The organism is Catenibacterium sp. AM22-6LB (assembly GCF_003435615.1).
GTDB classification, from domain to species: Bacteria; Bacillota_I; Bacilli_A; order Erysipelotrichales; family Coprobacillaceae; genus Catenibacterium; species Catenibacterium mitsuoka_A.
In genome coordinates, this window is sequence record NZ_QTUM01000003.1 from 20,506 (window position 1) to 42,669 (window position 22,164).

Here is a 22,164-nt window from a genome sequence, read left to right on the forward strand (position 1 = left end):
CAAGTGAAAAAAGCAAGTAAGATTATTACAGGATTTAACAAAGGGGAATATAAAGCACTAATCAAGGATCTTTATACAGAAGATGCCAGACTTACAAAGCAGAAGAATCGTTATGTCACTGCTTTAAAACAGTTTATTGAATTATATGGTGATGAAGAAGTAGAAATCTATAGTGCACCAGGACGTAGTGAAATTTGTGGTATGCATACAGATCATCAGCATGGTAAGATGCTTGCATGTGCTGTTAACCGTGATATTATTGCGGTTGTTACACCTACAGATGATAATGTCGTAAGAATTACTTCTGAAGGATTCCCAGATATTCGCCCTATCACAATTAGTAAAGCAGGATTAAGATTAGCTTTTGACGAACAGGGTACAACTGAATCTTTAATTAAAGGTATTGTATCTCAGTTCCAGAAACTAGGTTATGAAGTAGGTGGTTTTAAAGCTTATATTACAAGTGAAGTACCACTTTATTCAGGTATGTCATCAAGTGCTGCAATAGAAGTTCTTCTTGCCACTATTCTTAACGGTTTATATAATAGTGGTTCAATTAGCTCATTAATTATTGCACAGATTGCACAGTATGCTGAAAATATCTATTTTGGTAAACCATGTGGTTTAATGGATCAGGCAGCTTGTGCGATTGGTGGCTTAATCAAGATTGATTTCAAGGATCCTAAGAAACCACTTATTAAGAAACAGATGATTAAGTTTGAACAGTTTAATCATTCTTTATGTATCGTAGATACAAAAGATGTACCAGCTAACTTAACTAAAGAATATCGTGCTATTATTGAAGAAATGAGATCAGTAGCCAAATATTTTGGTAAAGAATTCTTAAGAGAAGTAAATGAAAATGAATTCTATGATCATATTATTCCAATGCGTAAAGTATGTTCAGATAGAGCCATTTTACGTGCTATGCATTTCTATAGTGAAGAAAAGCGTGTAAATAAGGAATTAAAGGCATTAAGAGATGGTAACTTTACTGAATTCAAGATTCAAATCAGACGTTCAGGTAATAGTTCATTTGAATATTTACAGAATGTTTATTCTTCAAAAGATCCTTCTCATCAGAATATTTCTCTCGCAATTTGTATGAGTGAAAAGATTCTTAAAGATAAGGGTGTAGTAAGAGTACATGGTCCTGGTTTTGAAGGTACTATCCAGGTATTTGTAGAAAATGATTATGCGAGAAAGTATAAGAATGAAATAGAAAAGTATATGGGTAAACATTGTTGCTATGTCACTCATATCAGACAGCAGGGCGCTATGAAAGTCATCTAAACGATGACTTTTTTTGTACTAGTTTTTACCTTATAAGACTTTAGATTTAACATAAAAAATGATAAAATGGCAAAGGACTTTTATATATACAAGGAGGGTGAATAACATGGATAAGATGACAAAAGAACATCTTACTAGTCTCTTAATAAATGGGACTTCAGAACAGATTCAGGAAGCGATAGATGATATTCACCCCGCGGATATTCTTGATGTATTACAGGACCATCATAGTCAGTTAAATAATATTCTTTCTAAACTTCCAAATGATATTATTGCGGATGTTATTGAGGAAGAAGAGGATGAGGATGAACAGTATGAAATCCTTAAAACATTCCTTAAAGATCGTCAGAGTGCTATCTTAGATGAGATGAGTGATGATGAATTAGCCGATTTGATTGGTGAACTAGATGATCCAGAAGAACGTGCAGATGTATTATCTAAATTAGATATAGAGGATAAGACACATATTGAGAGTCTGTTGAAATATGATCCAAGCACTGCTGGTGGTATTATGACAACAGAGTTTATCTCTATTAAAGCCAATAATACAGTATTAAAAACTTTAGAATACTTACAGACTCAGGTTGAAGAAGATACAACCTATTACTTATATGTTTTAGATAAAGAAAAGGTATTAAAAGGTGTTATTTCATTAAGAGATATTGTCTCTTCTCCTTTTGATACACCAATCATGGATATTGTGAATCCTAATGTAAAGACAGTAGATGTTAATATGGACCAGGAAGAAGTGGCTAAGAAGTTTATGAAATATGGCTTCTATATGATGCCAGTTGTTGATTCAGAGTATCGTATGCTTGGTGTGATTGAAATTGATGATGTTATGGATGTTATGGAAGAAGAAACAACAGAAGATATCAACTTAATGGCTGGTATGAGTGGTGAAGAACGTGTAGATTCTACAGTATTAGAATCTGCAAAGAGCCGTATTCCTTGGCTTATTGTCAATTTATTTACAGCTGTTATGGCTGCTGCAGTTGTCGCAAACTTTGAATCTACAATCGCCAAGGTTGTCTCTTTATCTTCAGTTATGTCCATTGTTACTGGAATGGGTGGTAATGCAGGGACACAGTCACTTACTATCTTATGTCGTGGTTTATCTTTAGGCGAAGTGGATAAAGACAATGCCTTCCAGATCTTCTGTAAAGAAATCACTGTTGGTTTATTATCAGGTATTGTGATTGGTATTATTGTGGCTATTGGTGCTTGGTGGTTTGCTAGTAACCCATGGTTTGGTTTAGTCGCAGGTTTGGCTATGATCTTAAATATGCTTGCAGCTAATATTGCAGGTTATTTAGTACCAGTTATCTTAAAACGCTTAAATATCGATCCAGCACTTGCATCAGGTGTATTTGTCACAACTGTGACAGACTGTATGGGCTTTTTCTTCTTTTTAGGTCTTGCCACATTATTCCTTCCTTTGTTAATATAAGAGATGGAGGATATGGTTATGGAACATTTTACTTATAAGACTAAAGGAACTTGTGCAACTGCTATTGATTTTGACTTAGAAGGTCATACAATTCATAACGTTGTATTTACTAGAGGATGTAATGGTAACTTAAAAGCCATTGGTAAACTTGTAGAAGGTAAAGAAGCAGAAGAAATCGTAGCTATTCTAGAAGGCAATACTTGTGGTATGAAAAATACATCTTGTGCAGATCAGTTTGCACATGCATTAAAAGAAGCAATCAAATAATTAAAAAGGCAGAGAAATCTGCCTTTTAGTGTGCACAATAATCACCTAGAATGACTGCACTTAGTCCAAGTATTATACTTAAAACTATATAAATCATTGCAAGAGTTGTATTGCCATTCTTATGTAAAGTAATAGATTCTAACGCAAATGTAGAGAAGGTAGTAAATCCCCCACATAATCCTGTTTTAAGTAATAGAACTAAGTGAGGATTCATAGACTTCTTTAAAGCTATAGTGCTAATAAAACCTATTAAAAATGCACCAAGAATATTAATAAATAGAGTCAGTAATGGAAATCCATGTGTTGTCTTTAAAGGAATCAAACCTACTAAATAACGAAGTACTGAACCAATAAAACCACCCATACCGACATATAAACATGCTGTCAAATATTTTCCTCCTTTTTCATGTATTATAAAATAGATGGAAGAGAGAATCAAAGGTGTTATAATACAAAAATAGAGGTGGTATTATGTTGAAAATTACTTATATAACACATAGCAGTTTCTTTATAGAAACAGATCGTACATGCTTGTTATTTGATTATTATACAGGGACTATTCCAAAAGTACCTGAAGGAAAGAAACTTTATGTTTTTGCAAGTCATAGACATGGTGATCATTATTCTAAGAAGATCTTTGACTTAAAGAATGAATACAAAGATGTTCATTATTTACTATCTAGTGATATAGAGAAAATAGAAGATGATTCTATCTCTTATTTAAAGGATGATATTGTCTATTTTGATTCTAATATAGAAGTGAGTACTTATTTATCAAATGATGAAGGTATTGCGTTTATGGTACAAGTAGATGGTTATACTCTTTATCATGCTGGAGATTTCAATAACTGGGATTGGGTTGGGGAAGATAAAGAGTGGCTTGATTGGCAGAAGAACCTTTATCATACAGAATTAAAAAAGATGAAGGACTTTGATATAGATGTAGCCTTTATTCCTTTAGATCCTCGTCTAGAAGATAATTATCATGAAGGTATTACAGACTTCTTAAAAGTATGTCATACGCGTTACATTATCCCAATGCATTGTTGGAATAAATATGATGTCATTGAAAGATTTATAGAAGAATATGATCATAAAGATCAGGTTCTCTCATTTACACAAGAAGGAGAAGTAATGGATGTCAAAATATAAAATACTTTGGGTTATTCCCCTCTTTTTTATAATTTCTATATGTGGTGTTCTTTATTTTCAGAAAAATATATCAAATGATATGTCTCGCTCTGAGATTGCCTATATTAATAATCATTTGATTATTCCTGATAGCCAGGAAATCATTGAAAAAGGCTATCCTAAAAATGAATCAGGGCAGACTTATGGTCCTGATTTATCAGACTATGTAGGTAGTGTTCCTGATCTCATTCTTGCAGAAAGTGAAGATGGGATTAAAGGTTATTTAAAGAAAACAGACAAGGATTCTATTACATCATCGTCACGTACATTACCACTCTATTTACAGGATGGTCAGACAAAGATTGCAGAACTGACACTTAAAACAAAATAATTTCCCAGGAAAAGGAGGATTTCATGACACTCAATCAATTACGTTATGTCGTCATGGTGGCACAAACAGGAAGCATTACTCAGGCGGCTAAAAGACTATTTATCTCACAGCCTTCTCTTACAAATGCGATTAAAGAATTAGAAAGCGAAATGCATATCACAATCTTTAGACGTACCAATAAAGGTGTTATTGTATCTAGAGAAGGAGAAACATTCTTAAGTTATGCAAGACAGGTATTAGATCAAGCTGATCTACTTGAAGAACGCTATATGAATGATAAACATCAAAGTCCTCATTTTAGTGTATCCTGCCAGCATTATTCATTTGCAGTTAATGCCTTTGTAGATGTTATTAGACAGTTTGGTGTTAACCAATATGATTTTACATTAAGAGAAACAGAAACACATGAAATTATCGAAGATGTTTCTACTATGAAAAGTGAAATAGGTGTTCTTTATACATGCCCTAAGAATGAAGAAGTCATCATGAAGATGATCAGACAGAATAACTTAGAATTTAAAGAACTCTTTGTCGCAAAACCTCATGTCTTTATTTCTTACCACCATCCTCTTGCTTATAAGAAGACATTAACTCTTAAAGACTTAGAAGATTACCCATATCTTTCTTTTGAACAGGGAGAATATAATTCTTTCTATTTCTCAGAAGAAGTATTAAGTACATTAGATAGAAAGAGAAATATTAAGGTAAGAGACCGTGCGACACTCTTTAACTTATTAATAGGGTTAAATGGTTATACAGTATCTACTGGTATTATCTCTAAAGAATTAAATGGTGAAACAATTATTTCTGTTCCTTTATTAGTGGATGAAATCATGAGAGTAGGTACTATTACACAAAAGAACATGATTCTTTCACGTTATGGAGAAGCTTATATGGAGGCACTAAAAAAGCATATATAATGATAATTCCTTGATTTTGCTACTTAAATATTACTAGTGATATTCTTGCTTTTTTTGATTTTTGGTGTAAAATACTACCAACATCACAAGCGTGATGTTGAAGGAGGTAAGACTCATGTTGAAACGTTATTTAGAGAAACTGATCTCTTTTGGCTGTAGTCTTCAGGATGTCCCTCGCGTTGATGTTAGTTATGAAATGCCAGAAGGTCAGAACTATCATTTAGTGAAATATATACCAGGAAAGCAAGGATGCTTATATGTTGATATCGATGCTTTTAAGAAGGAAGGTAGAAAATCCTTATTTGCGTTATTTACAGAATTAAGACGTTATTATCAGGATTATACAAATATGAAACAACTCCATGATCTTGAATATGTTATCGATGCCAATGCCTTTGCGGTTATGGTCATGAAGGTCTACTTTGGTGTAGATTCTCCAGTTAATCATGATCTACCAATGACAAGAGTGATGCTTGCATCCCATCGTCTCTCACAACAATTAAATATCAAGTAAAAAGAGTGGCCGTGGCCACTCTTTTCTTAAGGATTGTAAGGATATGTTTTTTTAGTTACTAGTTAGTAGTAACTAACTAGATATTATCATATACATAGAGTAAATGCAATGAATATATTAAATAAATTTTTCCAGGTCATTTTACTTGTTTAATAATCAGAGTTATGTTAAACTAACTACAGTTAGAGAAATCTAACTCGGAGGTAAATAATGAACAAATATTTAATTGAGAAAGTATATGGACGCGAAATTATTGATTCTCGTGGGAATCCTACAGTAGAAGCAGAAGTGACTCTTGCAGATGGTACAGTAGGACGTGCTGCAAGCCCTAGTGGTGCTTCTACAGGTGAATTTGAAGCATTAGAATTAAGAGATAACGATCCTAAGAAGTTTGGTGGTAAAGGTGTTTCTAAGGCAGTTGAATATGTGAATAATGAAATTGCGAAAGCAGTCATTGGTGCAGATGCAAGAGATACATATCATGTTGATAAACTAATGATTGAAGCAGATGGCACAGAAGATAAATCTAATTTTGGTGCCAATGCGATTCTAGCTGTTTCTTTAGCAGCTGCTCAGGCTGCAGCTAAGAGTGAAGGCATTTCTTTATACCGTTTTATTGGCGGTGTGAATGCGAATAAGCTTCCTGTGCCAATGATGAATATCTTAAATGGTGGTGCACATGCTACTAATACTGTAGATGTACAGGAATTCATGATTATGCCAGTAGGTGCTGATAGCTTTAAAGATGCCTTAAGAATGGCGACTGAAGTATTCCATGCACTACAGTCATTATTAAAGTCTAAGGGACTCGCTACTTCAGTAGGTGATGAAGGTGGATTTGCGCCAGATTTATCAACTGATGAAGAAACAATTGAAACTATTCTAGAAGCAGTTAAGAATGCAGGTTATGAACCAGGTAAAGACTTTGTACTTGCAATTGATGCTGCATCAAGTGAATGGAAGACAGATAAGAAAGGCTTCTATAAATTACCTAAGTCAGGTAAGACTTATACATCTGCAGAGTTAATTGCACATTGGAAGTCTTTAGTTGAAAAGTATCCAATCTATTCATTAGAAGATGGTTTAGATGAAGAAGACTGGGAAGGCTGGACACTTATGACTCAGGAATTAGGAGACAAAGTACAGCTAGTAGGTGATGACTTATTTGTTACTAATACTAAACGTTTATCTAAAGGTATTGAATTAAAAGCAGGTAATTCTATCCTTATTAAGTTAAACCAGATTGGTACTCTATCTGAAACATTAGAAGCTATTAAGATGGCTCATAACGCAAACATGACAGCAATCGTTTCTCACCGTTCTGGTGAAACTGAAGATACAACTATTGCAGATTTAGCTGTTGCACTCAATGCAGGTCAGATCAAGACGGGTGCACCAAGTAGAACTGAAAGAGTGGCTAAATACAATCAGTTACTTCGTATTGAAGAAGCTTTAGGTGATAGTGCAGTTTATCCTGGTATTAAGACATTCAAGTTCAATAAGTAAGGCAGAGAAGGCAGATAAATCTGCCTTTTTTACTTCTCTTTTAATTTGTTTGTGTTATGATATATGAACGTATTTTCGGGGGAAACATTATGGAACATTTTAAAAGAGGAGTACTTCTCACTTTAATTGGTGGAACATGCTGGGGCTTTTCAGGTGCAAGCGGACAGTTCTTATTTACTCATTATCAAGCTAATCCTATGTGGCTCACATCTATGCGTATGTGTTTTGCGGGATTATTGATTACACTATTTGGTGCATTGACACAAAAAGAAGCGATGAAACGTTTAGTAAGTCAAAAGAAAGACCTACTTAAGACATTTGGTTTTGGTTTTGTCTTAATGTTGTGTCAGTTTACCTATTTACAGGCTATTAATACATCTAATGCGGGAACGGCTACAGTATTGCAGTATCTTTCACCAATTTATATTATGATCTTCGTTTGTTTTACATCAAAGAGATTACCAAATAAGATTGAAGCATTATGTATTGTCTTAGCTTTAGGTGGTGCCTTCGTGATTGCGACACATGGTCGTTTAAATGGCTTAGCACTTACTCCAACAGGATTATTCTGGGGAATATTCTGTGGCTTTACAGCTGCTACATATTCTATCTATCCTAAGCGTTTGATGGCAGTTTATGGTAGTGTACCAGTCACAGGTATAGGAATGTTATTTGGTGGTATTGTGCTATTATGTGCAGGCAAGACATGGACTCTTGTACCTGCATTAGACTTAGCTGGAGTACTTGCGACAATAGGTATTATAGTCATTGGTACAGCTGTTGCCTTTACATTGTATTTACAGGGAGTTGTAGATATTGGACCAGTCAAAGCAAGTATGATTGCAAGTATTGAACCTGTTTCAGCTACATTATTTGCCTTTGTATGGTTATCTACACCGTTTAAGGGCATTGATCTCATTGGTTTTGCGATGATTCTTGTGACAATCTTCTTATTAGCTCTTCCTAGTGATCAAGTATCAATTTCATAACTATTACATATATTTTGTAATATAATAGTATTAGGGAGTGGTTAGTATGAAGAAGTTAAAAAAGGGGATTCCATTTCTCATTTATATGATGATTTGGTCTTTATATATATTATTTGCCTGGTCAAGAACACATCCAGGACAGATTATTGAAGTGTCATTATTTATTTTATATTTAGTATTGCCTGCATCAGCCTTTATTATATCAGTACTCTATGGTCAGTCAGATCATCGTGCTATTTACTTACTTACATTATTCTTTGGTATGATGGAGCTACTTGGCTGTTACTTAAGTTTTATTCATGTATCATTAACTGATATAGAAAAGATTCTTGCACCAAGTACAGAAATAGTATTATATGGTGTATTTCCATCATTACTTGGAATCATGATTGGACAATATATAAACAAACAGAACCGCTACAAGATGTAGCGGTTCTTTCTTATAGTTCTTTATCGTTAAGAATAGAGATTGTACTTCTATATGAGATGATTAAGACAACGAGTACAATGAAGGCATATATTCCAATGAGTAGGAATGCTGAAATTTGACTCATCAACATGCCTACTGAAGTCGCACCACTTGCAACTGCAAGAAATAAAACAAGCATCAACATTAAGACAATAATAGTTGCCTTTTCACGACCGTACTTCATCATTACAGGAATCGTGATAGAAATATATATGAATGCGGAAAAGAGCATGGCAAGCTGGACAATTGTTGTTTCTAAGTTAATATGAGTTGCGGAACTTATAAGGAAAGCAATGAGCCATGATATGAATGTAACAGTGAGTGCATAGATATATTTCTCTAAACAGTATTCTCTCTTACTAAAAGGCAGGGCAAAGAGATAAGTCATCTCATTGTGATACATATCATAAGAAAATGAATTGAAGACAAGTCCTGTTCCCATAAATGTAAGATAACTAGAAATATACGCAAATCCAGAATTTGCATAAGCCATAATCAGACAGATTACAACAATCGTTACAATATACTTTATTTGAGACTTGAGTAATAATAAATCTTTTTTGAGTAGTCCTTTCATAAGCGCTCTCCTTTTAATAGAATAGGAATCATTGTATCAATATGATTCTGTTCAATCACAATAGTAGGATAGTTTTCACTATAGAACTGTCTAACGTTAGTTAGACATGAATAACCAAACGGTTCTTTCATTACTTCCAGCAGATAATCTTTATCTAAGTTTTTATAATCTTCTTTAGATACCTTTAACACGCCATAAAGAGAAAGAAGTGTATCCATTTCTTCGTGCATGATGATCTTCCCATGATCAATAATATAAAGATCATCACACAATGATTCTAAATCACTAGATATATGAGAAGATATAAGAATAGTACAATCTTCCTGTTCCATATAATCTCTTAGTATATCAAGTATTTCATCTCTAGTAAGAACATCAAGTCCTGCAGTTGGTTCATCTAAAATCAGCAATTTTGCATGATGTGTTAAGGCAATAATGATATTGAGTTTTGCTTTCATACCTGTAGAGAATGTACGTGTTTTCTTATCTAAAGGGATATCAAAACGCTGACAATAAGATCGAAACAAATCTTCATCAAAATGTTTATAAGTACATTTAAGAATACTGATTATATCGGATACAGTAAAGAATTCACTGAATCCTGTTTCACTTAATACGACACCAATATCCTGTTTATCAGGTATCTGGATGTTTCCTTCATCAATAGGATTAATACCAAGAATACTTTTGAATAATGTACTCTTACCAGCACCATTCATTCCTATAATTCCAGTAATCACACCTTTAGGAATATCTAAACTGCATTCAAGAGAAAATGAGTCATAACTCTTTTTTAAATGATCAATGTGAATCATAAACATCCTCCATAATAAGAGATAACATGTCCTGCATTTCTTGATAAGTAATGCCAGAACGCTTCCCTTTTTCTATAGCACGAGATAATAGTTCTTCCGTTTCTCTTAAACAATTTTCTTTTACTTCATTTTGAGAAACCTCTAATACATAGCTTCCTTTTCCATGAACAGTTGTTGTATAGCCTTCTTTTTCCAAAAAATCATAGGCTTTTTTCACAGTTAAAGCACTGATTTTTAATTCTTTAGATAAAGCACGTACTGAAGGGAGTGCTTCATTAGGAGATAACTGATTAGAGAGTATTGCTTCTTTAATGGCTTCTACAATTTGTTCATATATAGGAATCATTGACGAATGATTAATGATAATATGCATATCTCTTCCTCCTATAAACAGTATATAACAGTATATAACACTGTGCAATATAAAATTCAAATTATGAAAATAATAAGCATAATCTTTCAATGTTTGATAGTATACTCTTGAAAACAAGGAGGACATAATCATGAGTTTTAGAAAAGACTTTTATTGGGGTGGCGCAACTGCAGCCAACCAGCTAGAAGGTGGATGGCAGGAAGGCGGAAAAGGTATTTCCTGTCCTGACGTATGTACTGGAGGAAGTGCAACAGTAAGTAAACGCATTACACCAGTATTAGAAGAAGGAACTTTCTATCCTTCACATGATGCGATTGATCATTACCATCGTTTTAAAGAAGATATCGCATTATTTGCAGAAATGGGATTCAAGATGTATCGTTTCTCAATTGCGTGGACTAGAATTTTCCCTAATGGGGATGAAGAAACACCTAATGAAGAAGGTTTAAAGTTCTATGAAGAATTAATTGATGAATGTCGTAAATACAATATTGAACCATTAATTACTATTTCACATTATGAAGTACCATTTAACTTAACTAAGAAATGGAATGCCTGGGCAGATCGTCGTATGATTGACTGCTACTTAAACTTCTGTAAAGCAATTTTTACTAGATATAAAGGTAAAGTAAAATACTGGTTGACTTTCAATGAAATTAACTCAGCAACTACTGCGATGGGGGCATTCTTATCACAGGGTATTTTAAATGAAATCAAGACAATGAATTTCATGGAACAGGTAGATAATCCTCAGAATCGTTTCCAGGGATTACATCATCAGTTTGTGGCAAGTGCACTTGCAGTGAAGATGGCTCATGAAATTGATCCTAATTATCAGGTGGGTTGTATGCAGATTATGGCAACAAGCTATGGATTAACATGTGATCCTCAGGATCAGATTGTAAACCAGGAAAGAAATCACTTAATGAACTGGTTCTGTTCAGATGTACAGTGTCGTGGTGCTTATCCAAACTATATCAAGAGATACTTTAAAGAAAATAATATCAACATCGTTATGGAAGATGGTGATGAAGATATTTTAAAGGAAGGTCCAGTTGATTTCTATACATGTTCTTATTATATGTCTAACTGTCAGACAGCAGATAAGAGTAAAGAAGCAGGTTTAGGTAATATCTTAGGTGGTGTACCAAACCCATATCTTAAAGCAAGTGACTGGGGCTGGCAGATTGATCCAATTGGTTTAAGATATTCATTAAATGAAATCTGGGATCGTTATCAGAAACCTATCTTTGTCGTAGAAAACGGCTTAGGTGCATATGACAAGATTGATGAAGATGGTAAAGTACGTGATGACTATCGTATCGATTACTTAAGAAGTCATATTGAACAGATGCATGAAGCAGTATTAGATGGTGTTGATTTAAGAGGTTATACTCCTTGGGGATGTATTGACTTAGTATCAGCTTCTACTGGTGAAATGGCTAAACGTTATGGTTTCATCTTTGTAGAAAGATATGATGATGGAACAGGTGACTTCTCTAGACGTAGAAAAGAATCTTTCTACTGGTATCAGAAAGTCATCAAAACAAATGGTGAAGATTTAAAATAATATGAAAAAGAAGGACTATGAATTTTATAGTCCTTCTTTAATGTTTATGTCTTTTCTGTTTGACAGAATTACCTTCTTCAGGTCCTCTGAAATCTACTAAAGATCCTAAATCATAGACCTTAAATCCAGCTTTGACTAATTTTCTTGCTCCTTCATGTGCTGTACCAGCTGCAAGTGCATAAACATAATATGTTGCAGTAGGATCAAGATCCTTTTTAGCATGCCGATCAATTAGTCTCGCAGGATAACATTGTGCATCAACTGGATGTCTGACATCAAACTTCAAATCATCATCTACACATAAAAGAATAATATTCATATTATTTTGAAATTCTTCATAAGCATGATTAAATTCAATTGTTTTTACTACTTCTTTGCGTTTGAAAAACATAGGCTCACCTCACTTATACAATAATATCATTTTCTTATGTATTTTACTATTGCTTTTTAGAAATTGGTATGGTAATATAAAAAAGCAGTTTAACTTAGGGGCTTGGTCCAATGGTAGAACATCGGTCTCCAAAACCGTTGATACGGGTTCGATTCCTGTAGCCCCTGCCATCTGTAAACAACGAACATTCATTTGTTCGTTTTTTTATTTAATTTTATATTTATTAATTTAATGCCCCTTTTATTGTGATATAATATAATTATGAAAGGGGTTACAATTTATGGCAAAAACTTTAGCATGTATCGTAACAGATCCAGTGGGCTTATATGCGACACCTGCAATGGATCTTATCGAAGTCGCAAAGACATTCGACAGTGATTTTACCTTAACTTATTCAGGTAAAACTGTGAATCTTAAATCGATGATGGGCGTTCTTTCATTAGGTATTCCAACAAAGGCAAAAATTGTGATTACTGCCGATGGAGAAGATGAAGAAACAGGTATTAAAGCAGTACATGAAAAAATGAAAGAATTAGGTATTATCGGATAAAGAATGCATGATGCATTCTTTTTCTTTTTTATGTATAATAGGCGTAAGGAGTTGATGGTATGAAACCAATGATGTGTTTTGATGTAGATGGTACTATTAGAGGTACGACAGATGAACATATAGTATATGATTCAACGATTCTTGCACTTAAGAAATTAAAAGAAGCAGGATATCCAATCGTTGTTTCAACAGGAAGAGGAAGAGACTCTTTCTTACGTACTGGTATACAGGATATTGCCGACTGGGATGGCTTTGTATTTAATAATGGTCAGTTGATTACTGATGGAAAAGGAAATGTAATCAATGCCCATCATTTTAAGAATGAGGATGTTATTCGTACAATTGCGAAAGCAGATGAACTCAATCTTGCAGTGACATTAAAGAAAGAACATCGTATTATTACAAAGGAACCAGACGAGTATGTTTTAGAGACACAGCGTTATTTTGGAAACCAGATAGGACCGGTTGAAAAGTATAACGGGACTGATCTTGTTGATATGATGATTATCTATGGACCTAAAGGGTGGGACTATAAACCATTTCTTGATTTAGAAGGTATTTCAGTATTGCCTGGCTTATCTTGTTTTGCGGATGTCGCCATTGCAGGTGTATCTAAAGCAACAGGTATTATGGAATTAGGTAAGGTATTAGGTAGTGATCATTATGTATGTTTTGGTGATTCACAAAATGATATAGAAATGATGAAGCATGCCTCAACATCAATTTGTATGGGGAATGGTGATGCAATGACTAAAGCGGAAGCAGATTATGTAACTGCAGATATTGATGATGATGGTATTTATAAAGCTTGTATTCATTTTGAATATATAAAGGAGTAGAGGAAAATGACATTAAAAGAAGCATATGAAACAGGTAGAGATTTAGATGTATATGTAGATAGTGAAATGGCTGATCAGGATTCACATAGTTTTGATGATTTATGGCAGTCTATTTATGATATTGTGCAAGTATCAGTAGGGGGTATTGTAGAAGAAGACCCTGAAGAATTAAAAAAAGCCATTGCATGGCTTAAGGAAACACAGGATAAAACAGAAGCCTATAAAACTTTGGATATTCCTTTTGAGGTAGAGTAATGAAAGTAGTAGATATGCATTGTGATACACTTTATGAGTTGGAAAAGAATCACCTCTCATTAAGTGAAAATAACTTAAATATTGATATAAAAAAGATGGAAGAAGGAGATTATCTTCTACAGAACTTTGCCATCTTTACTGAATTAAAAGAAACTGCAGATCCAGTGGATCATGTTATGAAATGTATTGATTATTTCTATCAGGAAATGAGAAAGAATAAGGATAAGATTCAGCCTGTCACTACTTATGATGAAATTATGGACAATTCACATAATGGTGTCATGAGTGCACTTCTTACTATTGAAGAAGGTGCTGTGATTCATGAAGACCTTTCTTATTTAAGAAATTATTATCGTTTAGGTGTACGTATGGTCGCATTAAGCTGGAATCATATCAATGGACTCACATATCCTGACTTTGATATGAATGATGATACACATGGCTATCATACATATGATGATGTACATGGTCTCACTGATGCAGGAAAAGCCTATATTAAAGAAATGGAAGATCTAGGAATGATCATTGATGTCTCTCATATGTCAGATAAATGTTTCTATGATGTATTAGATATCGTTAAGAAGCCTTTTGTGGCATCTCATTCTAATGCACGTTCTGTATGTCCACATGCACGCAATATGAGTGATGATATGATTTTAAAGCTTGCTCATCGTGGTGGTGTGATGGGGCTTAATTATGCTGCAGGATTCTTAGGTGAGAATGCAGAAAAATCACGTATTGAAGATATGGTGAAGCACATTCTTTATATCAAGGACTTAGCAGGTATTGATTGTATTGGTTTGGGTTCTGATTTTGATGGTATTTCACAAAATCTAGAAATGAAAAATGCGTCTTACTTACCTCAATTAGAACAGGCACTTAAAGACGCAGGACTTACAACTGAAGAAATAGAAAAAGTCTTTTATAAAAACGTATTACGTGTTTATAGAGAAATCTTGAAATAGAAAAAATGACAGGCCGTATATGATGGGGAAGCCTGTCATTTTCCTTTTAATAACTTTTTGGGGGAGAAGTTATGTAGTCACTTGGGAGTATCCGTGAACTACATATAAGAATATAACGGAGAATTGTGAACCTAATATGAATACAATTCATATTTCTACTAAATAGTGCATATGTCATTCTTTTTTTTATTCTGAAAATATTATATAATAATATAGATAAATAACGTGAAGGAGAGAAAATATGAAAAATTTATTTTATCGCCTGATGATCTATCTAGATACAGCTAGTGAAACAGATACAAACTATTTTATAGCTTTATTTATGGCTAATAATTTTTATCGTATCCCCGATATGCGTATTAGTGAACTTGCAGAAGAATGTTTTGTGTCTCCAGCAACCATTTCACGTTTCTGTCGTGCTTTAGGATATGAAAACTTTGCACATTTAAAACAAGAATGCAATAGTTTTCATTCTAATAATAAGAAGTTCAATAATTTAATTAATATTGATTTAGAATGTATGGCACATTCACCAGAAAAAGCAACAGAAGAATTTGCACAGCAGATTATTGAATCTACAGCAGAAATTTCAAAAATCCTTGATTGGAAAATATTGGATGAAGTACTTCATTTAATTCATGATCATGAAGAAGTTGCTTTCTTTGGAACTCAGTTTTCTACAAGTGCCGCTATTCTATTACAGACAGACTTGTTGATGTTAGAAAAGTTTACGATTGCATATATGGATTCAGAAAGACAATTAGAATGTGCAAAACAGATGACTAAGGATTCTGTCGCAATTGTGATTTCATTAAATGGTAATTTTGAGCATGTGTGACATAAGGTCTTACAGTATCTAAATAAATCTAAATGTCATATTGTATGGATTACTTCTACTCATGAAGATAATCTAGGTATTCCTGTGGAATATAAGGTATTAGTCGGTGGTTCACTTAAAAACAAGACAACCAAGCATGCATTATTAACTGCAGTACAGCTTATGAGCTTACGTTACTATAGTTTGTTTTGTCCAGATCTCAAGTCGATGAAGAAGAAATTGGTATAGGTGATCATATGAGAATAATTGAATCAGAAACAATTACAGAAACAATTAAAGAGTTATGTATTAAAGGTGCTTGTCATCTTCCTACAGATGTTTATAACCGTTTATTAGAAGCTATATCTACAGAAGATTCTCCTGTTTCTAAACACACATTAGAAATATTAAAGGAAAATGCGGACATTGCAGCGAGTAACCAGGAACCAATCTGCCAGGATACAGGAATGGCCTGTATTTTTGTGGAAATAGGTCAGGAAGTCTATGTGGATGGCAACCTTACAGAAGCCATTAATGAAGGTGTCAGACAGGGATATACTGAAGGATACTTAAGAAAGAGTGTTGTCGATGATCCTGTCTTTGACCGTATCAATACAAAAGATAATACGCCAGCAATCATTCATTATGATATCGTTCCTGGTGATAAACTTAAAATCACTGTAGCACCTAAAGGATTTGGCAGTGAAAATATGTGTCAGGTTAAAATGCTTAAACCAAGTGATGGAATTGAAGGCGTTAAGGACTTTATTTTAAAGGTTGTAGAAGATGCAGGTCCTAACCCATGTCCCCCAATCGTGATAGGTGTTGGCATAGGTGGTACATTTGATTATGTTACTTATCTTGCGAAAAAGGCAATGATTAAGAAGATTGAAGAACATCATCCAGATCCTCGTTATCGTGCATTAGAAGAAGAAATGTTGGAAAAGGTGAATGCAACGGGTATTGGACCAGCAGGTTTTGGTGGTAAGACAACAGCACTTGCCTTACATGTAGAAACATGTCCAACACATATTGCCGGCTTACCTTGCGCAGTAGCTATATGCTGTCATGTATCACGTCATCAGGAGGTGACATTATGATTAAATTAGAAACACCTCTTACTATTGAAAAGGTTGAATCACTTCATGCAGGTGATCAGGTATTATTAAGCGGTACTATTTATACAGGGCGTGATGCAGCACATAAACGTTTTGTAGAAGCAATAAAAAATAATGAACCATTACCATTTGATCCTTATGATCAAGTCATTTACTTTGTTGGTCCAACACCTACTAAGCCAGGTCATATTATTGGCAGTTGTGGACCTACAACCTCTTATCGTATGGATGCTTATTCTCCTACAATGTTGTCAAAGGGATTAAGAGGAATGATTGGTAAAGGCAGAAGAAATAATGATGTAAAAGAAGCAATGAAACAATATAAAGGTGTTTATTTTGGTGCGATTGGTGGGGCAGGCGCAATTATTGCCTCATGTATCAAATCATGTGAAATCATTGCTTATGAAGATCTTGGTCCTGAAGCAGTACGTCGTTTAGTAGTAGAAGATCTTCCACTCACTGTAGTCATTGATAGTGAAGGACATGATCTTTATGAAATAGGTCGTCAGGACTATTTAAAAGGAAAGGAGTAATTATGGATCAACCATTTAGAGATTATAACGAGACAGATATTCTATATCTTCTTATGACATATGTAAACTTTTCATCTGGACAGGATATGTATTATAGTATAGCGAAAACAATACTTACACATCTTGAACAGATTCCTAGTATTTCAATTAACGATCTTGCAGAACTATGTTTTACATCTCCTGCAACTATTTCTAGATTTTGTAAAGACTTAAATTGTCGTAACTTTGCGACATTTAAGAAAGAAATGGCAATTGCGTTAGAGATTGCCCATGATGAAATTCATTTCTCTATGGATGATGATTTTAAGATTAAGAAGGATCCTCAATATCTTGTTAATAAGGTATATGATGATACAAAGAAATCATTAGAATTAGGACAGGCACAAATAGATATTAAAGATATTGATCATATTTGTGAACTTATTCATGATGCGCCTCAGGTATTTATGATTGGTTATCAGTTCTCACGTATTGCCTGTCAGGATTTCCAGTTAAAGATGTTGAAACTTGAAAAATTCCTCTATGCTTTTGCGAATAGAGGAGATGAAGTACAGAGACTTGATCTCATTGAAGAAAATGACTTGGTTATTATTGTGACAGTACGTGCTAGAAAAGAATTGATTGATTCACTTATTACACGTATTAAGAAACAGAAGGCACGTATTTTGATTGTGACTATGAATGAGGATTATGCAAATCCTGAAGTAGATTACTACTATCATCTTAATGGTGAAGAAAGTGATTATACACAGTCTTCTATTTCTGGCTTTATTGATACAGTTTCATTCTTTAATATTGTCTATTTGCGTTATGGTTTACTCTATAATCAATATTTGTTATAAGTGTATACGTGACCGTTTGAAGATGGTATAATGGAACAAGTCAAAAAGAAAGGAAGTATCTATTCATGAAGAAAAATGAATTAGTAGAAAAGGTTGCAGAAGGTGCTTCATTAACTAAAGCAGATGCAGAACGTGCAATCAATGCGTTAGTGAGTGCAGTATCAGAAGCACTTGTTGAAGGTGATAAGGTTGCTTTAAAAGGTCTTGGAACTTTTGAAGTCAGAGAAAGAAAAGCGAGAACTGGTATTAATCCTAGAACTCGTGAAACAATCGAAATCGCTGCAAGCAAGGTACCAGCTTTTAAAGCAAGTTCTACACTTAAAGATGCAGTAAATAAATAATATTAAAAAAGTGCTTCGGCACTTTTTTATTTGTTTTTTTTAGTTTAGAATTATGTAAAGGGGAGTGGTGATGATGATTACAATACTCTATACATCAAAACATGGCGCAACAGCTAAAATAGCACGTGTCATTAATACATATCTTGATCATACATGTACATTAATGAACCTAGATGAATTAGATATGGCTGTCTTAGAAAAGACAGATACGATTGTATTAGGTGTTCCTGTTTATTATGGTGCGCTTGATCCAAAAATGGTGGATTTTATTAAAAAGAATCAGGGATTACTGATTAAAAAGCATTATTCTATTTATATTACAGCTTTATTCCATACTGAATTCATGAGCTATATTACAAAAGAATTTGATTATTCTATTTTAAAGAATGTAACGACAATGGCAGGACTAGGTGGGGCTATTTATTATCCTGATTTAAGTATTCAGGAAAAGATGGTTCTTGCACTGATGAATAAGAATAGACCTGTTATTCCTAAAGAACATCATGTGAATATCTTTGAGAATTTTGATAATCATGAAATAGAATTATTCTCACAAAAGATCAAGAGAATTGAAAACTATGCAACAAAATAAAAAGGAGAAGTGAAGTACGCTTCTCCTTTAATATTAGTCTACAATAATTGTACCTTCTTTAGGTCCACCAGCAGCATTTGATTCATCAGTATCAATATGCATGAATGTAGCATAAGTATCTTTAACACGGCACATAACATCACCAAATACTAATGAACGACCATTTGTTTCAACTTCTACTTTAACAATCTGACGATCCTTAATACCCATAGCTTTTGCATCTTCTGGAGAGAAGTGGATATGACGTTTTGCAGCAATAACGCCTTCAGTTAATTCAACTTCACCCTTAGGACCAACTAATTTACAAGCACCACTACCAGCAAGGTCACCAGAACCTCTTACAGGTGCTTCTAAACCTAATGATCTTGCATCAGTAAGAGCTAATTCAATTTGAGTATAATCTCTAACAGGACCAAGAACAGACATAGCTTTTTCTCCTCTAGTTCCTACTACCTTTACTTTTTCAACACATGCAAACTGACCTGGCTGAGAAAGATCCTTCTTCTTAGTTAATTCATAACCTTCACCAAATAAAGTTTCTAAATCAGCCTGACTTAAATGAATATGTCTAGCTGAAGTTTCAATAATAATCTTGTTATTCATAATCTGCCTCCTAGTCACGTATTTTACACCCTTTTTCTTGTTTTGAAAAGGCTTACTTTACAAATTAGTATAAGTGTAACACATCAATGTTTGTTTTCATTAATTTCTAAAACTGCTATAATATTTGTAAGTGAGGTTGATGTTATGATTAATATTATTACGTCGGAATTACCAATAATTTGGAAGTTTGTAAAATCGGCTATTGATTTATTGGCAGTATGGGTTTTATTATACTATGGTATCATGATGTTTAAGACAAACATGCGTACTATGCAGTTATTTAAAGGAGTTATTGTAGTTCTTCTTGTTAAGGCTATTACGAGTGTTCTAGGACTTGTGACTCTTGGTACTATTGTAGATGCAGTCATTACATGGGGAGTATTGGCTATTGTAGTCATTTTCCAACCAGAAATACGTGTTTTATTAGAGAAGATGGGACAAACTAAAAATGAAGTACAGCATCGTTTATCTGATGATGAAAGAGAACGTGCTATGGATGAACTTGTTGAATCTATTACAACTATGTCTAAGGATAAAACAGGTGCATTAATTACATTTGAGCGTCGTCAGTCTTTACAGGACTTCATTAATACAGGTGTTAAAGTGTCTGCTTCTATTAAAGCAGAACTTCTTACTACAATCTTCTATGAAGGTACACCTCTTCATGATGGGGCTACTATTATTAAGAATGATATGATTGTGGCTTCTGCCTGTTTCTATCCTCCTACTAATAAGGAAATTCCTTCACAGTATGGAGCAAGACATAGAGCGGCCATTGGTATTAGTGAAATCACTGATTCTTTGACAGTGGTTGTGTCAGAAGAGACAGGAAATGTTAGCTTTGCAGCTAATGGTGAACTTACAAGAATTAACTTAAATGAGTTACGTTCTAAATTGATTGCAGAGTTGAACTGGTATGATGAAGGTGGTGAAGACCATGAGTGATCCTAAGAAAAAGAAACAGACGGATTCTACTACGGATTTTTTCTTACAGTTTATGAAAGAAGAAAAGTCTGATAAAGAGAAGACAGAAGCTAAAAAAGAAGAAAGAGAACAGACTTATACTAAAACAGTAGAGAAGTTTTCTTCAGGTTATAACTACTTTAATAAGCTATTAGATAAGCTTCTTGCCAATAAGCACTCTGTACGTATTCTTTCGTTTGTGCTTGCAATATTTTTATTTGTTTCATTCTCTGGTGGAGATGTCATGAATTCTACTACTGCAGGGGCAACTTTAAAGAAAGTACCTGTACAGGTAGAAGGTTTAAAGGAAGGTTATGAGGTATCAGGACTTCCTGCAACAGTAGAAATAGGATTAATTGGTCCTTCTATGGATATCTATACAACTAAATTGACTAGTAATTATGAGGTTTATTGTGATTTATCTGAATATAATGAAGGAACACATCATGTGACTTTAAAAACAAGAAATTTTGATAGTGATTTGACTGTTATGTTGATTCCTGAGACAGTGACTATTAAGATTCTACCTAAAGTAGATGCGAAGTTTGATTTAGGATATAAGTTTATTAACCAAGATAAATTAAATGAAAAATATAGCGTTTCAGTCGATACAATATCTACAAAACGTGTTACAATAACAGCGACACAAAATAATCTGGATAAGATTGATAAGGTCCAGGCGCTTATTGATGTAGAAGGCAAGACAAAAGCATTCCAGCAGGCATGTGAAATTAAAGCATATGATGCCGATGGCAATGAAGTACAATGTACAATCGCACCAGAAAAGGTCAATGTTAGTTGTCATGTAGATTCTTATTCTAAGGAAGTGCCAGTTAAACCAGAATTTGTTGGCCAATTGCAGGATGGCTATCAAATGACAAATTATAAATTATCTAGCTCTACTGTAACTATTTATGGTAAGCGTACTGATATTAGTGATATTAACTATATTACTTGTCAGGTAGATGTTTCTAATTTATCAGGATCAACAACATTATCCGGTATTGCGTTACAGGGGAATGACAAGATAAATAAGATGTCACAGACAACTGTAGATGTGACTATGTTTATTGAAAAGAAATAGAGAGGA

Annotated in this window: 30 protein-coding genes and 1 tRNA gene; 25 read left to right on the forward strand and 6 right to left on the reverse strand. The window is 33.9% G+C overall.

Annotation, left to right across the window (positions count from 1 at the left end):
* The first annotated feature begins 3 nt into the window (after nucleotides 1-3).
* The 3 genes from DW269_RS01580 to DW269_RS01590 all read left to right on the forward strand — a co-directional run bounded on the left by DW269_RS01580 (nucleotide 4) and on the right by DW269_RS01590 (nucleotide 3,010).
* Nucleotides 4-1,293: a galactokinase family protein gene (locus DW269_RS01580; protein WP_117458255.1), complete on the forward strand. Its 1,290-nt coding sequence runs from the start codon at nucleotides 4-6 to the stop codon at nucleotides 1,291-1,293.
* 106 nt (nucleotides 1,294-1,399) lie between these two features.
* On the forward strand, nucleotides 1,400-2,743 hold the full coding sequence (gene mgtE / locus DW269_RS01585; protein WP_117458256.1) for a magnesium transporter: 1,344 nt from the start codon (nucleotides 1,400-1,402) through the stop codon (nucleotides 2,741-2,743).
* A gap of 18 nt (nucleotides 2,744-2,761) precedes the next feature.
* Nucleotides 2,762-3,010, forward strand: coding sequence for a TIGR03905 family TSCPD domain-containing protein (locus DW269_RS01590; protein ID WP_040389980.1), 249 nt, complete (start codon nucleotides 2,762-2,764; stop codon nucleotides 3,008-3,010).
* 25 nt (nucleotides 3,011-3,035) lie between these two features.
* Here DW269_RS01590 and crcB read toward each other — a convergent pair whose 3' ends face one another.
* A complete protein-coding gene (gene crcB / locus DW269_RS01595) occupies nucleotides 3,036-3,398 on the reverse strand; it encodes a fluoride efflux transporter CrcB (protein WP_117458257.1) in 363 nt (120 codons plus the stop codon).
* Nucleotides 3,399-3,481: 83 nt separating this feature from the next.
* On the opposite strand from crcB, the gene DW269_RS01600 reads away from it, so the two are divergent.
* The 7 genes from DW269_RS01600 (at nucleotide 3,482) to DW269_RS01630 (ending at nucleotide 8,891) form a co-directional block, all read left to right on the forward strand.
* Nucleotides 3,482-4,162, forward strand: coding sequence for an MBL fold metallo-hydrolase (locus DW269_RS01600; RefSeq protein WP_117458258.1), 681 nt, complete (start codon nucleotides 3,482-3,484; stop codon nucleotides 4,160-4,162).
* Entirely contained in the window at nucleotides 4,149-4,532 is a 384-nt protein-coding gene (locus DW269_RS01605; RefSeq protein ID WP_117458259.1) for a hypothetical protein, read from the forward strand. Before DW269_RS01600 ends, DW269_RS01605 begins: the two co-directional genes overlap by 14 nt.
* Before the next feature lie 23 nt (nucleotides 4,533-4,555).
* On the forward strand, nucleotides 4,556-5,452 hold the full coding sequence (locus DW269_RS01610) for a LysR family transcriptional regulator (RefSeq protein WP_117458260.1): 897 nt from the start codon (nucleotides 4,556-4,558) through the stop codon (nucleotides 5,450-5,452).
* A gap of 115 nt (nucleotides 5,453-5,567) precedes the next feature.
* Nucleotides 5,568-5,966, forward strand: coding sequence for a hypothetical protein (locus tag DW269_RS01615; RefSeq protein ID WP_117458261.1), 399 nt, complete (start codon nucleotides 5,568-5,570; stop codon nucleotides 5,964-5,966).
* Nucleotides 5,967-6,176: 210 nt separating this feature from the next.
* On the forward strand, nucleotides 6,177-7,472 hold the full coding sequence (gene eno, locus DW269_RS01620) for a phosphopyruvate hydratase (RefSeq protein WP_117458262.1): 1,296 nt from the start codon (nucleotides 6,177-6,179) through the stop codon (nucleotides 7,470-7,472).
* Between the two features lie 89 nt (nucleotides 7,473-7,561).
* Nucleotides 7,562-8,461: a DMT family transporter gene (locus DW269_RS01625; RefSeq protein WP_230310190.1), complete on the forward strand. Its 900-nt coding sequence runs from the start codon at nucleotides 7,562-7,564 to the stop codon at nucleotides 8,459-8,461.
* A gap of 46 nt (nucleotides 8,462-8,507) precedes the next feature.
* Entirely contained in the window at nucleotides 8,508-8,891 is a 384-nt protein-coding gene (locus tag DW269_RS01630; RefSeq protein ID WP_117458264.1) for a hypothetical protein, read from the forward strand.
* 10 nt (nucleotides 8,892-8,901) lie between these two features.
* On the opposite strand, the gene DW269_RS01635 is transcribed toward DW269_RS01630, so the two are convergent.
* From DW269_RS01635 to DW269_RS01645, 3 genes are read right to left on the reverse strand one after another with little or no spacing between them, the layout of a single operon-like run.
* Nucleotides 8,902-9,507 carry an ABC-2 transporter permease gene (locus DW269_RS01635; RefSeq protein WP_117458265.1) on the reverse strand — a complete coding sequence of 202 codons (606 nt, stop codon included), beginning with the start codon at nucleotides 9,505-9,507 and terminating at the stop codon, nucleotides 8,902-8,904.
* A complete protein-coding gene (locus tag DW269_RS01640; RefSeq protein ID WP_117458266.1) occupies nucleotides 9,504-10,322 on the reverse strand; it encodes an ABC transporter ATP-binding protein in 819 nt (272 codons plus the stop codon). The genes DW269_RS01635 and DW269_RS01640 overlap by 4 nt, the downstream gene beginning before the upstream one ends.
* Entirely contained in the window at nucleotides 10,309-10,695 is a 387-nt protein-coding gene (locus tag DW269_RS01645) for a GntR family transcriptional regulator (RefSeq protein ID WP_117458267.1), read from the reverse strand. Before DW269_RS01645 ends, DW269_RS01640 begins: the two co-directional genes overlap by 14 nt.
* A 130-nt stretch (nucleotides 10,696-10,825) precedes the next feature.
* On the opposite strand from DW269_RS01645, the gene DW269_RS01650 reads away from it, so the two are divergent.
* On the forward strand, nucleotides 10,826-12,265 hold the full coding sequence (locus DW269_RS01650; protein ID WP_117458268.1) for a glycoside hydrolase family 1 protein: 1,440 nt from the start codon (nucleotides 10,826-10,828) through the stop codon (nucleotides 12,263-12,265).
* 37 nt (nucleotides 12,266-12,302) lie between these two features.
* On the opposite strand, the gene DW269_RS01655 is transcribed toward DW269_RS01650, so the two are convergent.
* Nucleotides 12,303-12,656 carry a hypothetical protein gene (locus tag DW269_RS01655; RefSeq protein WP_117458269.1) on the reverse strand — a complete coding sequence of 118 codons (354 nt, stop codon included), beginning with the start codon at nucleotides 12,654-12,656 and terminating at the stop codon, nucleotides 12,303-12,305.
* Between the two features lie 96 nt (nucleotides 12,657-12,752).
* Here DW269_RS01655 and DW269_RS01660 point away from each other — a divergent pair.
* The 12 genes from DW269_RS01660 (at nucleotide 12,753) to DW269_RS01710 (ending at nucleotide 19,508) form a co-directional block, all read left to right on the forward strand.
* Nucleotides 12,753-12,826 (forward strand) — tRNA-Trp (locus DW269_RS01660).
* 110 nt (nucleotides 12,827-12,936) lie between these two features.
* Nucleotides 12,937-13,206, forward strand: coding sequence for an HPr family phosphocarrier protein (locus DW269_RS01665; protein ID WP_117458270.1), 270 nt, complete (start codon nucleotides 12,937-12,939; stop codon nucleotides 13,204-13,206).
* 59 nt (nucleotides 13,207-13,265) lie between these two features.
* The gene (locus DW269_RS01670; RefSeq protein ID WP_006506072.1) at nucleotides 13,266-14,045 is read left to right on the forward strand and encodes an HAD family hydrolase; all 780 of its coding nucleotides are present in this window, start codon (nucleotides 13,266-13,268) and stop codon (nucleotides 14,043-14,045) included.
* A 6-nt stretch (nucleotides 14,046-14,051) separates the two neighbouring features.
* On the forward strand, nucleotides 14,052-14,300 hold the full coding sequence (locus tag DW269_RS01675; RefSeq protein ID WP_022424443.1) for a hypothetical protein: 249 nt from the start codon (nucleotides 14,052-14,054) through the stop codon (nucleotides 14,298-14,300).
* A complete protein-coding gene (locus DW269_RS01680; RefSeq protein ID WP_117458271.1) occupies nucleotides 14,300-15,265 on the forward strand; it encodes a dipeptidase in 966 nt (321 codons plus the stop codon). Before DW269_RS01675 ends, DW269_RS01680 begins: the two co-directional genes overlap by 1 nt.
* 241 nt (nucleotides 15,266-15,506) lie before the next feature.
* Nucleotides 15,507-16,103, forward strand: coding sequence for a MurR/RpiR family transcriptional regulator (locus DW269_RS01685; RefSeq protein ID WP_233502403.1), 597 nt, complete (start codon nucleotides 15,507-15,509; stop codon nucleotides 16,101-16,103).
* A gap of 84 nt (nucleotides 16,104-16,187) precedes the next feature.
* Nucleotides 16,188-16,331 carry a hypothetical protein gene (locus DW269_RS12885; RefSeq protein ID WP_233502402.1) on the forward strand — a complete coding sequence of 48 codons (144 nt, stop codon included), beginning with the start codon at nucleotides 16,188-16,190 and terminating at the stop codon, nucleotides 16,329-16,331.
* A gap of 8 nt (nucleotides 16,332-16,339) precedes the next feature.
* On the forward strand, nucleotides 16,340-17,182 hold the full coding sequence (locus DW269_RS01690) for a fumarate hydratase (RefSeq protein WP_117458272.1): 843 nt from the start codon (nucleotides 16,340-16,342) through the stop codon (nucleotides 17,180-17,182).
* Nucleotides 17,179-17,733, forward strand: a complete 555-nt coding sequence (locus DW269_RS01695; protein ID WP_117458273.1) for a Fe-S-containing hydro-lyase — start codon at nucleotides 17,179-17,181, stop codon at nucleotides 17,731-17,733. The genes DW269_RS01690 and DW269_RS01695 overlap by 4 nt, the downstream gene beginning before the upstream one ends.
* Nucleotides 17,734-17,735: 2 nt before the next feature.
* The gene (locus DW269_RS01700) at nucleotides 17,736-18,575 is read left to right on the forward strand and encodes a MurR/RpiR family transcriptional regulator (protein WP_117458274.1); all 840 of its coding nucleotides are present in this window, start codon (nucleotides 17,736-17,738) and stop codon (nucleotides 18,573-18,575) included.
* 65 nt (nucleotides 18,576-18,640) lie between these two features.
* Nucleotides 18,641-18,916, forward strand: coding sequence for an HU family DNA-binding protein (locus DW269_RS01705; RefSeq protein WP_117458275.1), 276 nt, complete (start codon nucleotides 18,641-18,643; stop codon nucleotides 18,914-18,916).
* A gap of 70 nt (nucleotides 18,917-18,986) precedes the next feature.
* Nucleotides 18,987-19,508 carry a flavodoxin domain-containing protein gene (locus tag DW269_RS01710; protein ID WP_226793486.1) on the forward strand — a complete coding sequence of 174 codons (522 nt, stop codon included), beginning with the start codon at nucleotides 18,987-18,989 and terminating at the stop codon, nucleotides 19,506-19,508.
* A gap of 33 nt (nucleotides 19,509-19,541) precedes the next feature.
* Here DW269_RS01710 and pduL read toward each other — a convergent pair whose 3' ends face one another.
* The gene (pduL, locus tag DW269_RS01715) at nucleotides 19,542-20,111 is read right to left on the reverse strand and encodes a phosphate propanoyltransferase (protein WP_117458276.1); all 570 of its coding nucleotides are present in this window, start codon (nucleotides 20,109-20,111) and stop codon (nucleotides 19,542-19,544) included.
* 144 nt (nucleotides 20,112-20,255) lie between these two features.
* Between pduL and cdaA the strand changes: the two genes are divergently transcribed.
* Nucleotides 20,256-21,056, forward strand: a complete 801-nt coding sequence (gene cdaA, locus DW269_RS01720; RefSeq protein WP_226793489.1) for a diadenylate cyclase CdaA — start codon at nucleotides 20,256-20,258, stop codon at nucleotides 21,054-21,056.
* Nucleotides 21,049-22,158, forward strand: a complete 1,110-nt coding sequence (locus tag DW269_RS01725; protein WP_117458278.1) for a YbbR-like domain-containing protein — start codon at nucleotides 21,049-21,051, stop codon at nucleotides 22,156-22,158. The genes cdaA and DW269_RS01725 overlap by 8 nt, the downstream gene beginning before the upstream one ends.
* Nucleotides 22,159-22,164: the final 6 nt, after the last annotated feature.